The following is a 14,345-nucleotide window of genomic DNA, read 5'->3' as shown; positions in this document are numbered from 1 at the left end:
TACGAGTCAGATCCTCTCACCTCTTGTTTCCCGCGTCTCTGCGTTCACCTGCCGGTGAACTGCCCGGGGCTGTGATCGTCCTGTTGGCATCCGATGTAGCGCCGGAGCCGGCGTTGCGCGACGCACTTATGTTGGGCACTTCGGCATCGAGTTTGGGAAAACCCGACGACAGAGCGAGGCGCGCCGTGGGCATGTTGCCGCTGTCATCAATGCGAAATCCAAGCGAATCCGCCCGTATGCAGGGCCAGAGTGATCAGGACGGCGATCGTTCGGATGCGACGCGAAGCACTGACTCATCAGCGGAAAGTGTACGTTGTCGACATAGTATCAGCGTGGGTATCTGTTTTCAGGTGGAGCCCGATGTGCTCAAGCCATAGCTCGATCTGTGTCGCGGAGGAATGCCCGATCCCCGGCTCCGCCAGCAACTCAGCCTTCGTGTATGCCGCCGCGATCCTTGAAAGTGCGCGGGCACGTGCCTCATCCGTATTTCCTCCGAGATATGCATACCGCCCTCGAATAAGAATCCTGATCGCGCGGTCTGGAAGTTTCTTCCACTGGCCCGATTGGTCGCGAAGGCGCTTAATCTCTAGAATTTTTTTCGAGGGCTTCGGGCAGAAGGCAATTGCCTCCCGTGGAGAAATGTCAAGAGCATGCGCAATCATCGAGGTGGAATAGCCAGCATCATGAAGCTTGCCGACTTCCTTGCGCAAGCTGGCCAGCTTGCGCCTGCGGACAAGCAACAGTCGACGTGAGGCAGTACGGGCGCCTCGTCCTTGCTCGGTGGATTCGATAAGTGAGTTCATATCGCCTCCTCTGTTCATCTATCGAGCTGAATCACGCGCCCAAACGCCTTGTCGAAACCATCGAGGGACACCTCGATCATATGAGGCTCTCCACAATTGGAGGTGGGCGCGATGATGAATAGACTTGTGCCCCTCAACCATGGGGCCACAACGCTGGGGTGTCCGATCCGGCCATTTCCACGTTTTCATTGGAATATCCGCCTGTTGCGGACGCGAACGGCAACGTCGCCAGCATGGCGATTGCTGGTCCGATCGAGACCCGCCTCAACCTCATATTGATTCTCTTCCCTGGATTTTTGTGATGATCATGCCGCATGCCTATCCAAGGAAACGGCAACACAGTTGGATGTAGCAGTAAAGCTTCAGAAACATGCTTACTCGAGTGCGCCATGCCGACGTAGAGCGCCCCCAGATACCTATATTTCTAAAGTCATCTATTCGAAAATAATCACATGCTCGCAGGCGACGACGATCAAGCCAATCCTCAACCGACGCACGAACCGACCGGCAACACCCGATAGAGATCACGTAGTGTTTACTTTCTGGCTGATTGAATGTAACAAACACTACAAAAATGATGGTCATCTCAGAAGGCGCTCATGTCCTCAAGGCTAGGTACCTCACGCGCCCGGAAACGGGATGTGTTCAGCGACCGTCTTGCGCGTCGTCGCGAGAGCCTTTCGCCGACGTTCAAGCGCGTAGCGGCATTTATCGACGCCAACCGGCTGACGGTGCTGACCTCGTCGGCCGTTGATCTCGCGCGGGAAATCGGTACGTCGGACGCGACGGTCATCCGCGCCGTACAGGCTCTGGGATTCGACGGGCTGCACGATTTGCGGAACGAGATCTCGGCATCTTACGGCAAGCGTAACGCGCCCGTCGACAACCTGCGGCGCACGCTGGCCGAGACGTCGGAAAGCGTCGAGACGGCGCTGGACACGGTGCTCGACGTTTTCGCCACGGGGCTCGACGTGCTGAACCAGCCCGCATTTCGGGCCAGTGTGCTGGCGGCGCTGAACATCCTGCATACGGCGGACCGTATCGTGCTGTTCGGTATTGGGCCGACGGCCCATATCGCCGCCTATTTCGCAGCCCGGTTGCGGCGCAAGGGCAAGAGCCAGGCTGTGCTCGACCGCACCGGCGCGGGACTTGCCGACCAGCTCCTCGATCTGAAATCGCGCGACGCCCTGCTGATGCTGGCTTACGGCGAACCCTACCTCGAAGCGGAAGTCGCGCTTGCCGAGGCGCGCCGGCGGCGGATACCGGTGGTGCTTGTTTCGGACGCGGCTGAAACGCCCCTCGCCCGGCGCGCGGATGTCGTATTGGCCGTTCCGCGCGGCCAGAGCGAGCGCATTGCGCTGCACGGCGTCACCGTCCTGTGTCTGGAAATGCTTTTGCTCGGCCTCGCGACCTCGGATTCGGAGACGGCCGTATATACGCTGAGCGAGCTTGAACGCCTGCGCAAGGCAACGCGCGCCCAGAAACGATCACCCCACCAAAGAAAACTCCCGGACGAAAACCGATGAACATCCAGCTGATGAAAAGCGACCGTCATCTCGAACTCGACGGCATATCCCGCCGCTTCGGCAATGTGCAGGCGCTCGACGACGTTTCGCTCGCCGTGGAGCGCGGCACGGTCGTCTGCCTCGTGGGGCATTCGGGATGCGGCAAGTCGTCCCTGCTGCGCGTCATAGCGGGGATTGAGTGGCCCGACCACGGCCGCGTGCTGCTCGACGGCCGGGAGGTTTCCGGCGCCGCCAGCCACGTCGAGCCCGAAAACCGCAATATCGGCTTCATGTTTCAAGACTACGCGCTGTTCCCGCACCTGAGCGTCACGGATAATATCCTGTTCGGCCTGAAGCGGCTCGGCCGGCGCGTGGCGCGCGAGCGGTGCGATGAAATCATCGAGCGGCTGGGTCTGGGGCACTTGGCGAAGCGGTTCCCCCACATGCTGTCGGGCGGAGAGCAGCAGAGAGTGGCGCTTGCCCGCGCCCTTGCGCCGCAGCCCGGGATCATGCTGATGGACGAGCCGTTCTCCAACCTCGACCGGGAGTTGCGCCACGTTATCCGCTCCGAGACCATCGACCTGCTGCGGGAGCTCGGCACGACCGTCATCATGGTCACGCATGATCCCGAGGAAGCGCTGTCCGCCGGCGACGTGGTCGTGCTGATGCGGGCGGGCCGGATCGTCCAGTCCGGCGCCGGCGCCGAGCTCTACGAGCGCCCGTCCTGCCCTTACGCCGCGGAATTCTTCTGCTCCTTCAACAAGGTACGCACCGCCTGCCGCAGCGGCTACGCGGAAACGCCTTTCGGGCGATTCGCGGCTCCCGGCTTCGCCGACGGCGAGCAGGCCACGGTCTACATCCGCCCCCAATGCCTGCGCGTGAATTGTGAGGGGGACGGTGTGGAATGTACGGTGGTGGATTGCGAACTGATCGGCGAGATCGAGCAAACATCCATCACTGTAGCAGCGCTGGCGGAGCCGCTGAGGGTCCGCTCCACCGACCGCAGCCGCCTGCGCAAAGGCGATACGGCGCGCGTCTCCGTCGCTCCCGAGCAGGTACTAATTTTTTGAACTATTGCAATATAGATGGAAATTCACTGCACACGCAACAGGTTGCGCTGTGATTTGATACAGTAAATCTCACGCACATGCCAACAGCAAACAAAGCCGTTTACTGCTACGGCCGGATGTCGTTATTCCGTCTCATCGATCAGATCGACGATCTAGATTGTAATCATTATAGTTCTATTTAGACGCCCCGTGAGATGGAGTCAAGTATGAAAAACAAGTTGACGTTGAAGGCCGTGCTGGCGGGTTCGCTTCTTGCGGTTCTGGCCGGCCCGTCCGGTGCCATGGCTGCGGAGCTCAACCTCTACACCACCCGCGAGCCGGGCCTGATCCAGCCGCTGCTCGACGCCTTCACCAAGGCGACCGACATCAAGGTCAACACGATCTTCCTCAAGGACGGCCTCACCGAACGCGTCACGTCGGAAGGCGACAAATCGCCCGCCGACGTGCTGATGACGGTCGATGCCGGCAATCTGATCGATCTCGTGGAAAAGGGACTGACGCAGGGCGTCGACTCCGCCGTGCTGACGGAGACGATCCCCGCCTCCCTGCGCGACGCGAATGGCAACTGGTTCGCGCTGTCGCTGCGCGCCCGCGCCGTTTACGCGGACAAGAACGTCGATCTGAAGGAGATCACCTACGAACAGCTCGCCGATCCGGAATGGAAGGGCGAGATCTGCATCCGCGCCGGCCAGCACCCCTACAACATCGCCCTGATCGGGTCCTACATCGCCCACCACGGCGAGGAGGCGGCCGAGAAGTGGCTTGAGGGGCTGAAGGCCAATCTGGCCCGCAAGGCCGGCGGCGGCGATCGCGACGTCGCGCGCGACATCCTGGGCGGTCTGTGCGACATCGGCGTGGCCAATTCCTACTACATCGGCCTGATGGGCAGCGGCAAGGGCGGCCCCGAGCAGGAAGAATGGGCGAAGGCGATCAAGATGGTCCTGCCCACCTTCGAGGGTGGCGGCACGCAGGTAAACATCACCGGCGCGGCGGTCGCGCGTCATGCGCCGAACAAGGCCGAGGCCGTCAAGCTGCTCGAATACCTCGTGTCCGACGACGCGCAGAAGATCTATGCCGAGGCGAACTTCGAGTACCCGGTCAACGCCAAGGCGACCGTCGCGCCCCTGATCGCACAATACGGCGTGCTCAAGCCCGACACGATCGATCTGGCCAAGGGCGTCAGCTTCCGCAAGAAGGCCAGCGAGCTGGCCGAGAAGGTCGGATTCGACAACTGATACGGACAAGTTGCGGTTGCCGGCCGGCTCGGCCGGCAACCGCTCCCGCCGGTTACAATCGCATTGGTCTCCCATCCCATGAGAACTGTTTCGCGGCGCCTTTCCGGATTGCGGTGGCGCCTTGCGGCATTGACGATCGCCGCTTTCGTCTGCCTTCCGGTTGCGGCGTTGATCCTGACCGCGTTCGAGGGCAGCGCCGGGCTGTGGCCGCACATGCTGCGCTACGTGTTGCCGACGGCGCTCAGGGAGACGCTGCTTCTGCTGCTCGGCGTCGGCATGCTGACCACGCTGATCGGCACGACCACGGCGTGGATCGTGACCGCCTACACGTTTCCGGGCCGGCGATTTCTCGAATGGGGCCTGCTGCTGCCGCTTGCGGTTCCCACCTACATCATCGCCTATGCCTACCTCGATATTCTACATCCCGTCGGCGCGGTTCAGGGCGCGTTGCGGCATCTGCTCGGCTATTCCAGCCCCCGCGAGTTCCGCCTTCCGGACATCAGATCGATGTGGGGGTGCATCTTTCTGCTCGGGCTGGTGCTCTATCCTTACGTCTATCTGACCACGCGCTCGATGTTCCTGACACAGGCAGCCAATCTGGTCGAGGTGTCGCGCACCCTGGGCAACCGCCGTCACGACGTGTTCCGGCGCGTGGCCCTGCCGCTGGCGCGCCCCGCCATCGCGGTCGGCGTCAGCCTGGCGCTGATGGAAACATTGAACGATATCGGCGCTTCCGAGTTTCTGGGCGTCAAGACCCTCACCGTTTCCATCTACACGTCCTGGGTCAGCCGCTCTGACATGCCGGGCGCGGCGCAGATCTCGCTGGCGATGCTGGTTCTGGTGATCGGCCTCGTGCTGATCGAGCGCCACGCGCGCCGCAACCAGCGCTACACGGCGACGGCGCAGCGCCCGCGCGCGATGACGCCCTCCCGGCTGACCGGCTACCGCGCGGCGGGAGCGTTCGTGCTGTGCATCACGCCGATCGTGCTGGGATTTGTCGCGCCCGCCGTCTATCTGTGCGCGGAAGCCTACAAGCGATACCGGTTCGCCGGGCTTTCGGACAGGCTGCTCGGCGAGGTCGTCAACACCATCACCGTGTCGACCATCGCGACCGTTGTGATCCTGCTTTGCGGCCTCGTCGTCGCCTATGCGGCGCGAACCTGTCCGGGACGGCAGACCGCAATCGCCGCACGGATCTCCACGGTGGGCTACGCGGTTCCGGGAACGGTGCTCGCGCTCGGCCTGCTGATGCCGGTCGGCGCGTTCGACCGCCTGCTCTCCTCGGGCGCGGAGCGGTATCTGGGCGTGTCGGTGGGCCTCCTGCTGCTTGGCTCCGGCAGCGCGATCGTTCTGGCCTACTGCGTCCGCTTCATGGCAATCGCGACAGGGGGCATCGAGGCGGGGTTCAGCCGCATCTCGCCGTCGCTGGATCATGCCGCCCGCATGCTCGGGCAGACATCCGCAGGAGTGTTCCGCAGGATCCACCTGCCGCTATCGAAGCCGGCGCTCGTTTCCGCGGGACTGCTGATCTTCGTCGACTGCATGAAGGAACTGCCCGCGACGCTGCTGCTGCGCCCGCTGAACTTCGAGACCCTGGCGACGCATCTCTACGGCGAGGCCGCGCGGGGCACTTATGAGGAAGCATCGATTGCCGCCCTGCTGATCGTGGCGATCGGCATATTGCCCGTCGTGGTGCTCTCCCGGGTGGGACGGATAGAGCGGCGGGAGACGGCCGCCCCCACCGCATGAAAACCGGCCGCTTGCGCGGCCCGGGGCCATCTGGTAGTGTTTGCTGCATTACGAGCACATAATAAGCAAATGCTACATGCGGTGGGCCGAGACGTCCCGAATTCGCCGGAAAGGCTTGCTGCGGCGCAGCCTCTGGTTGCAGAGAACCTGTCGCGCGGCAGCGGCCATCCTGCGTTCAGTCTGACTGTCGCGGCGGGAAGCTGCGTTGCCCTCTCCGGCCCGTCGGGCAGCGGCAAGAGCGCGCTGCTCCGCCTGATCGCGGACCTCGATCCCGGAACGGGAACCGCCCGCATCGCGGAGCTGGTGCGGGAGACGATGCCGGCCAACCGCTGGCGGCGGCTGGTGACCTATGTCGCCGCCGATTCCGGGTGGTGGACATCCCCTGTTTCCGCCCACATGGCGGACCCCGAGGCCGCGCGGCGCCTGCTTGCGGAACTCGGCATGTCCGAATCGCTGATGAAGGCCGTCCCCGACAATGTGTCGAGCGGCGAGCGCCAGCGGCTGTCGCTCGTGCGAGCGTTGATCCAGCGACCGCGTTTCCTGCTTCTCGACGAGCCGACATCAGCGCTTGATCCAGAATCCACGCTTCAGGTCGAAGAGCTTCTTATGCGCGTGAAGCAGGAGGGAACGGGGTTGCTCATCGTGTCGCACGATCCGGCACAGGTCGCGCGCATCGCGGATCGCCATTATGTTCTCTCGCGCACAGGACTGGCCGAGGCCAACCCGTGACGCCGGTCAACCTCTCCGTCACAGACCTGCTGCTCGCTGCTCTCAGTCTGATAATCGCTTCAGGACTCTCGATCGTCCTGGCGCTCAACATTCATAGCTCGCTGGCGGTCTCCGCCTTGCGAATGGTTGCCCAACTGCTTCTGGTAGGGCTTATGTTACGTTACGTGTTTGCGGCTTCGTCGCCGACGGTGACCCTGTTCATCCTGGCCGCGATGATCGTCGCGGCAACCTATGAGGTCTACTCGCGACAACAATTCCGCTTTAGGGGATGGAGACGTTTCGGACTCGGCGGCCTGCCTATCACCATCGCAACCATATTCGTCACCGGACTCGCGTTGACGACAGCCTTGCGGGAGGCCGCCTGGCTCGATCCACGACATACCATCCCGCTGCTGGGCATCATTCTGGGCAATGTCATGAACGGTACGAGCCTTGCCCTGAACGCGATGCTGACGTCCATTCAGCGGGAGAAACGCGCCATCGAAGCACGTCTGTCACTGGGAGCCGATCGCTTTCTGGCTCTCGGAGAAGTACGGGTTTCGGCCACACGCAATGGTCTTATTCCGGTCATCAACCAGATGGCCGGCGCCGGCATTATCATCCTGCCCGGCATCATGACGGGTCAGGTCCTGGCGGGCATGGACCCGCTGGATGCCGCGAAATACCAGATCCTGCTTATGTTTCTTCTGGCAGGTGCGGGCACCATCGGCGTCATTGCCGCCACCCAGCTCTGCATCGCCGCGATCACCGACGAGCGGCACCGGCTGCGCCTCGACCGCCTGATCGCAAGAGAATAGAGCATGTCATCACTTCACGGACCGAATACATGCTCCACTCCTTTGCTTGCAAACGACAGCCTCAGCGCCTCCGCCACAGCCGGCTGTGGCGGAATTACTAATCCTTCATCGATGTCCCGCGCGGATATACGATGCACATACACGCCTCTAATTCCGGGCCAGTCATGATCATCGTGACAATCATCCTCGCCTTGACCACCATCTTTGTACTTCGCGCGATGGCACGCAAGGCCGCACTTTTCATCGCCGGCATGACTCCGGACATCCCGCCCGCTCTGGCCGGCTCGCACGCATTGACGCGGCTGCGGCTCCTTCTTTCACGATTGGCCGAACGTTATCCGACGCTCTTCGCATTGATTGCACGGCGAGTCGATCCCCGTCGGCCCACCGGCTTGCCCTTGACCCTGATGGTTCTTGCAGCGCTTTATCTCTTCGCACTCTTCAGCGGGCTGACTGAGGACGTTCTTGAGGCGCAGGGGATCATTCGCAGCGACAACACGATCAATGCCGCGCTGAATCCGTGGCGGGTTGAGCCGCTTGTTTCCATTTTTCTCTGGATCACCAATCTTGGCAGCACCCCGACCGTCGTCGCAGCGGTCATCGTCGCGACAGGCTTTCTCTGGCCGCAAAGAGGAACCTACATCATTGTTTCCCTTTGGGTGACATGCCTTGGCGCCGTTTCCACGACGACGATCGGCAAGCTTCTCAGCGGACGCCACCGCCCCGAGATGATATTCGACATCAACGCGACCGGCTGGTCGTTTCCAAGCGGGCACGCAACGGCGGCGATGGCAGTCTATGGGTTCATCGCCTATGCCATCGCCCGCGCCATGCCCGAGTTCCGCGAAAGGTTCGAGGTTGTCTATTGCGCAACCGTTCTGATAGTGTTGATTGGCTTTAGCCGGATGTATCTCGGCGTCCACTACCTCACGGATGTCCTGGGCGGATTTCTTGTCGGCGGATTTTGGCTGCTGATCGGTTTCGGCATTACCGAAGGGAACAGACCCCAATTGCCGCTGAAACCGCCTGCCCGCAAGGACGGCTAAATTTCCAATAGCATATGCGCACACGGTTCTGCATCATCCACAACCCCAACGCCGGGTCACAGACACGCCGTCTCTACGACGCCGTTTTGTCCCGTCTCAAGCGCTCTTGCAGCGACATCGAGGTCACGGAGACAGCGCGTCGCGGCGAAGGCATGATAGCGGCGGAAGCAGCAGCGAAAAGCGGGCGCTTTCATGCGATCGTAGCGGTGGGAGGCGACGGGACCGTGCACGACGTGGCCGAGGGTGTCCTGGGCCAGAGCACACCGATGGGCATCATTCCCGTCGGTACGGCCAACGTCTTTTCTCGCGAGATCGGTCTACCGCGCTCGCCGGAGGCGTTGGCCAGTACGCTTCTGCGAGGCTGCGAACGGACGATCCCGGTTGGAGAAGTCAACGGGCGGCCATTCCTTTTCGTAGTGGGGATCGGATTCGACGCCGAGGCTGTGCGGCAGTTCGAATTGAAAGGCATGCGGAGCCTAGGGTGGCTGGGACTGGTGGGGCCAACGTTGCGTGCGCTCGTGTCACATCGTGACAGACTGCTGCAGATGGAGACCGAGCGGGGGTTGACGCAGGCGCGCTGGATCATCGTCACCAGAACAAAGCGCTATGCGGCGAACCTGATGCTGGCGCCAACGGCCGATCTCAACGAAGCGCGGTTCCAGGTCCTGAGCATGAAAGGCAGCGGCCCCCTGATGCGGCTCACCCAACTCTCCACTCTTGCCATAGGCGGCCTGCGTTTTGGTCCGGGTGTAACGCTGGAAACCGCTGCCTGGGTAAAGATTGGCGGAGACGGACTCGTACCCGTGCAAATCGACGGCGAAGTGCTTGGGGATCTGCCCCTGGATATTAGGATCCATCCCAAAAAGCTCACACTTATTCTGCCGCATGCAATCTGACGTGCCACGGATAGTGTCTTCCAGAATAGATTAGGCGACCGACTCATAATTTCGCAACCAGATTCGGATTGAAGCGAGTTGTACGGAAGCGAGAAATCTATCATCTCGCTTGTGGTATAGGGCTGCGACGGATCTGAAGCCTTTGATTTTTCTTAAGAAGCAATCGACATCTATCAATACCGCTTACAATTTCCCCAGAAGTGCCGGATTAAAATTCCCCAGTTTGTCAGCTTTTTCTCATCCGTGGAGGTGGTCACCGCGGCCTTTTTTGGCGACCTTCCGCATCGCCTTGGTGGTGGTGGCGGCATGATTGCGGCATGGGATCGGGTGTGCTCGGGGATCGGGGAATCACCACTTTCGGTGTGGCAGCGAGTTCGATTCAAATTTTGAATCGGACGTTTCCGTTTTTTGGAATCTCGGCTTTTCGGTGGAGGACGGAATCACAGACGAGAAAGAGATTGCATTGCGCAAAATTGGCCCCAGTTACGTTTTCTGATGCAGCCTGTCGGATCCGCTTTTTTGTCCGGATCATGATATTTTCCGACGTCATTTTTGAAGCTCAGAATGCGGAATATCGATTCAAATGTATGAAGTACCGCCGCACTGACTCGACAATAAGCCGCTTGATCGCGGGTAAAATGGTCATCGCAATCGGCACAACTTTCTCAGTTTCGGCTGATCGACAGCGGGCGGAAAATGCGATTCCGCCAGTTCCTGAAAGTCGGGTTCTTGCCGAAAATGTGCAGATGAAATGGGGGCAGAAACAGCGGAGCGGAAGCGTCAGCGATAGAATGATGTGGCGGCCAGATCATTTATCTATGCATCTCACACATGAACATCGGTCAGGATCACTGGTCTGTTTCGGCTTCGTCCGGGAAGTGTCTCGTGTGACGTCACCGCCTGTTGCGTTACGGTCCGTCCAAGGCGCTGCCATGGTGGTACCGACTTTGTCAGACTGATCTCTCGGCAAGGAGAGCCCTGAACATAATGCCTTTTACTTTGCCTCGTTGGACGGGGTTGTCCGGACCCAGTAAGGGATCGGAACCCCTCCGGCGGCGTGGTTTTACCCGTCGCCACTTTTGTTCCAGCCACGGCCCGCCAGGGTCGTGCGACGGTGCCCTTTGGGCTGCCGGCGCGCTGGTGCCCCGGCAGCGACCACAGTCCCTCTCGTGGGACCGAATATGTATTTCATGCAAATGATTACAAAACAATCCGAACAATATATTTTTTATATTATCATAAACTTAATTTTTCATGTAAAATTTTGTGAGAAGCGCATTTTCCGCCATATGAGCGACTTGAAAAGTTTTACCTGAAGTAATTTATCAGTATATATTTTTCCGAATAGCGGGGCATCTGGCGTGGCGATTCTGGACGATTGTTCTGGACGTTTGAGGCTGGAGGTTGTCCGAGAGGAGCTGACGGATTTTCTGGCTACTGCAGGGTTTCCTGTCGGACAGAATCGTCGGACATTCTGATGAGACGCGTCTTTCCGACGCCGGGCGGTCCGGCGATGAACAGCGGCGGGCAGGCAAAGCCGACCGCCGGCCGCAGGGCGGCTTCGGCTGCATCCGCGACAATCGAAATGACCGATGCGAGCTGGGGCGCCGTCGCCTCAAGCGCATGCAGGGCTGCCACCTGCTGCGCCTGCGGCACGACGAGCGCCCTGTATCCGGCTGCCGCGTCCGTCGCCATGGCCTTGAGCAAGGCGCCGCGCTCACCCCCTCCTTCCTCGAAGGGATTCTCATCACCGCCACCGACCACGTACACGGAGGCGGGGTCGAAGAGCTTGATGGCAGGTCCCGCGACGGACCGCTCCGGAAATATGGATGGAGATGGCTCCTGCCCCGCCTCCGGTTCCTTGTCGGACACAGGGATCGCGTCGAGAATATCCTCCATCTCTTCCGCTGATGGCTCCTCGAGTGCCGCCAGTTCGAAGGCGGCCCCGGGGTCTGCTTCATCCGGCTTCGTCCGGGTGACTGGCGCGGGTTCACCGGACCTTCTGACCGAGCCCTCAGGGGCCGGGCCGAAACCATCCTCCAGGCGGGTGGGAAAGTGACGCACCGTCCAAAAACTCGTCATCATGGCCACGGCAGCTCCGCGAGGTTCTGGCTGCAAACGGAGCGAATTTCCTCGATGCGCGTGCGGCAGAATGCAACGGCTCGGCCCGCGTCGCGAATGATGCACTCCATTTCCTCGAGGTCACGCGGCCCGGCACGGCTCATGCGGGCAAGGCACTGTTCGAGAGCGGCATAGGCGGCAGCGTAGGAGGAAAAGTCCGGAGATGAAGTGACTTCGATAGTGTTGGTGAATGACATGGAAAATCCTTATTGAGGTTGGTATGCAATCGGGTGGATGTTGGTGGTGATGGATGTGGGAAAACGGATCACGATGCAGTGACAGATGATTCGACGATCGGCTGGATGGTCGCCGCCGGATGGAGCCAGACCGGGATCTGGCCATCGTGGAATTGCAGCGTCAGCGGTCGATCACGGGCCCGGTAAGCGCTCGTGACGATCTCACCGTCCAGCGCCTTGACAATGATCGGGACATCCTCGGCAGGAAAAACATGAGGCACAGGCAGTTGCGCCCGGGATAGCCGGGCCTGTGCGAGCTCCGCTGCATACCGGGCGACATCACGCTCCGCCGTCAGAAGCTGTATTGCGCCCTGCTCCCGGATGACCTGCATCGTCCGATCGAGTTCTTTCAGATGCCGCGAGAATACGCCTGTCGCGCCGTCGGCATGCGCGCGCAGGTCGCCCACCATTCGCGCGATATCGGCGTCGAATCCGCACAGCCTTTCGTCAACGCGGGCGACCACGGTATCAAGGTCGTGATCGCGGCTGGCAAGCTGCGTCGTCTGCTCACCGAGCGTCCGGTACGTGGTTCTCCGGATCGTATTGGCGGCAGTCCGGCACGCCATCTCCTGCGCCGCTATACGCTGGCGGCAGAGGGCAGCGATGGAGCAGGCATGGTTACGTGCCGCAATTGCCGCACCGACAATGAGATCCCGCACGGCGGTCGCCGCGCTCGTGGGTGTACTGCATGCCTGCCAGGCGATTTCGGCCAGGATACCGCGGTCCGCGGCGTGACCGATTCCGAGCACTACAGGCATCGGCATGCGAGCAACTGCTTCGGCGACAGCGCGCGTTTCGATCGTGGCAATGGCAGCTGCGCTGCCACCACCACGCACGATCAGAGTTGCGTCTGCGCGCGGACGCCAATGCTGTCGGGCGATACCCTCAAGCGCCGTGACGAGGCTGCCGGCAGAGCGGCCGGACCCTCGAATTTGATTTTGTGCCAGTCAAGCATCAGCAGCCGCTTCTCGACGAGTGGCGCCAGTACCGCCTCGACATCACCGCGCGCGGCGGAGCCATCGGGGCAGATGACCGCAAGATGGACGATGTCGCCCGGTGTCGGCAGAGCCCGCTGAAGATCGTACAGGCCGCACGCGCTCAACTCCTGTCGAAGTTTTTCCTGTGCCGCGGCGCGCAAGCTCGGCGTCATAGCCGGATCGATCTCCAGGGCCTGCGCCGAAAGTCCGTGACGCGGATGGAGGCGCAGGCCTATCCGCATGGTCATGGCCTGACCGTCGATGAGATCCGGCGTGACCGTGATTCCCGCCAACAGCGAAACCTTCTCAATGAGCTGGGGGCTGATCCGGACGGAGAGGCAGGCCGGATGATTTTTTCCCGGCACGGGATCGGCCAGTTCGGCGAACCAGAAGCCACCTGCATGACGCGTGTTCAGTTTCGCGACCTCGGCGGTAATCCAGACGCCGGCCGGATCAATGTCGGCCGTCATGGCGCGTATGGCGCCATCCATGCGCTGCAACAGTGCATGGAGCGGCAGCACAACGGGCCGACCGGATTCGAGTGGATCGGCGGCGAGCGAACGCCCGTCAATCAGCGGCTGCGGTGCGGGCGTGTTGAGTAGTGATGGAAGAATGGACAATGTGAAGCTCTCTAAAAAAGACCTTGCTACAGACGATGGCGCAGTGCGGCGCCTCCGCTGCAAACGGAAACGGACGCATCGTGTCGATCGCCGCGGCAAAGCGCGAATGCGGTTGGGTGATGAAGGGGAGAGACAGGGCAGCAGGAGACACCGCCGGATTGAAGGAGCTCTCCCCTCGCCTGCTCTCCCGGTACAGGTGAATATCCGGGGCGCACGGCCTGCCGGCCGCGCCGCTATCGCGGTCCCGCGCCCCATCACGCGGATTTCCACGGCCGGCAGCCGGCACAGCGCTGTCGATTGCTCGCTTGCCTTTACCGTATTATTGCTTGTTTTTTATTATGGGGTTTTGTGTTTTGTTTCACACTTTTGTTTTTTATTTCTATATTTTTTTATGTGGTTTATTGAATATATTTTTATTTTAATATGTATCTTCTTTTACTACTGCTTATTACATTCCATGCGGTTCACAGAAACATAGCGCATCAAGCCAACCTCACCGCTGCAACCGGCGAGGAACAGGCCGCCGACCACGCTATGGCCCGTTTGACAATATGCGGAAAT

General features: G+C 60.9%; 14 protein-coding genes. 9 read left to right on the top strand and 5 right to left on the bottom strand.

The annotated features are described in order from the left end of the window. Positions 1-296: 296 nt before the first annotated feature. Positions 297-803: a hypothetical protein gene (locus FHS81_RS13450; RefSeq protein ID WP_183753793.1), complete on the bottom strand. Its 507-nt coding sequence runs from the start codon at positions 801-803 to the stop codon at positions 297-299. 641 nt (positions 804-1,444) lie between these two features. Between FHS81_RS13450 and FHS81_RS13445 the strand changes: the two genes are divergently transcribed. From FHS81_RS13445 to FHS81_RS13410, 8 genes are all read left to right on the top strand, one after another. Next, a complete protein-coding gene (locus tag FHS81_RS13445; RefSeq protein WP_210281695.1) occupies positions 1,445-2,329 on the top strand; it encodes an SIS domain-containing protein in 885 nt (294 codons plus the stop codon). Then, positions 2,326-3,378, top strand: coding sequence for an ABC transporter ATP-binding protein (locus FHS81_RS13440; RefSeq protein WP_246375017.1), 1,053 nt, complete (start codon positions 2,326-2,328; stop codon positions 3,376-3,378). Before FHS81_RS13445 ends, FHS81_RS13440 begins: the two co-directional genes overlap by 4 nt. Positions 3,379-3,596: 218 nt before the next feature. Further along, a complete protein-coding gene (locus FHS81_RS13435; RefSeq protein WP_183753978.1) occupies positions 3,597-4,613 on the top strand; it encodes an extracellular solute-binding protein in 1,017 nt (338 codons plus the stop codon). A gap of 78 nt (positions 4,614-4,691) precedes the next feature. Beyond that, positions 4,692-6,362 carry an ABC transporter permease gene (locus tag FHS81_RS13430; protein WP_183753789.1) on the top strand — a complete coding sequence of 557 codons (1,671 nt, stop codon included), beginning with the start codon at positions 4,692-4,694 and terminating at the stop codon, positions 6,360-6,362. 81 nt (positions 6,363-6,443) lie between these two features. Further along, positions 6,444-7,091 (top strand): ABC transporter ATP-binding protein, encoded by a 648-nt coding sequence (locus FHS81_RS13425; RefSeq protein WP_343052488.1) that lies wholly within the window; start codon positions 6,444-6,446, stop codon positions 7,089-7,091. After that, entirely contained in the window at positions 7,088-7,888 is an 801-nt protein-coding gene (locus FHS81_RS13420; protein WP_183753785.1) for an ABC transporter permease, read from the top strand. Before FHS81_RS13425 ends, FHS81_RS13420 begins: the two co-directional genes overlap by 4 nt. Before the next feature lie 164 nt (positions 7,889-8,052). After that, a complete protein-coding gene (locus FHS81_RS13415; RefSeq protein WP_183753783.1) occupies positions 8,053-8,934 on the top strand; it encodes a phosphatase PAP2 family protein in 882 nt (293 codons plus the stop codon). A gap of 14 nt (positions 8,935-8,948) precedes the next feature. Beyond that, entirely contained in the window at positions 8,949-9,830 is an 882-nt protein-coding gene (locus FHS81_RS13410; protein ID WP_183753780.1) for a diacylglycerol/lipid kinase family protein, read from the top strand. A 1,434-nt stretch (positions 9,831-11,264) separates the two neighbouring features. On the opposite strand, the gene FHS81_RS13405 is transcribed toward FHS81_RS13410, so the two are convergent. The 4 genes from FHS81_RS13405 to FHS81_RS13390 form a co-directional block, all read right to left on the bottom strand. Continuing rightward, positions 11,265-11,915 carry an ATP-binding protein gene (locus FHS81_RS13405; protein WP_183753770.1) on the bottom strand — a complete coding sequence of 217 codons (651 nt, stop codon included), beginning with the start codon at positions 11,913-11,915 and terminating at the stop codon, positions 11,265-11,267. Then, positions 11,912-12,148 (bottom strand): hypothetical protein, encoded by a 237-nt coding sequence (locus FHS81_RS13400; RefSeq protein WP_183753768.1) that lies wholly within the window; start codon positions 12,146-12,148, stop codon positions 11,912-11,914. The genes FHS81_RS13405 and FHS81_RS13400 overlap by 4 nt, the downstream gene beginning before the upstream one ends. A 68-nt stretch (positions 12,149-12,216) precedes the next feature. After that, entirely contained in the window at positions 12,217-13,068 is an 852-nt protein-coding gene (locus FHS81_RS13395) for an exodeoxyribonuclease VII large subunit (protein WP_343052494.1), read from the bottom strand. Continuing rightward, a complete protein-coding gene (locus FHS81_RS13390; protein ID WP_183753759.1) occupies positions 13,026-13,784 on the bottom strand; it encodes a single stranded DNA-binding domain-containing protein in 759 nt (252 codons plus the stop codon). The genes FHS81_RS13395 and FHS81_RS13390 overlap by 43 nt, the downstream gene beginning before the upstream one ends. On the opposite strand from FHS81_RS13390, the gene FHS81_RS13385 reads away from it, so the two are divergent. Further along, a complete protein-coding gene (locus FHS81_RS13385) occupies positions 13,777-14,262 on the top strand; it encodes a hypothetical protein (protein ID WP_183753757.1) in 486 nt (161 codons plus the stop codon). The genes FHS81_RS13390 and FHS81_RS13385 overlap by 8 nt on opposite strands. The last annotated feature ends 83 nt before the right edge of the window (positions 14,263-14,345 follow it).

The sequence above is a fragment of the Pseudochelatococcus contaminans genome, assembly GCF_014195635.1.
Classification (GTDB): domain Bacteria; phylum Pseudomonadota; class Alphaproteobacteria; order Rhizobiales; family Beijerinckiaceae; genus Pseudochelatococcus; species Pseudochelatococcus contaminans.
The sequence above is the reverse complement of the archived record's forward strand: the minus strand, read 5'-3'. Positions and strand labels throughout refer to the sequence as shown.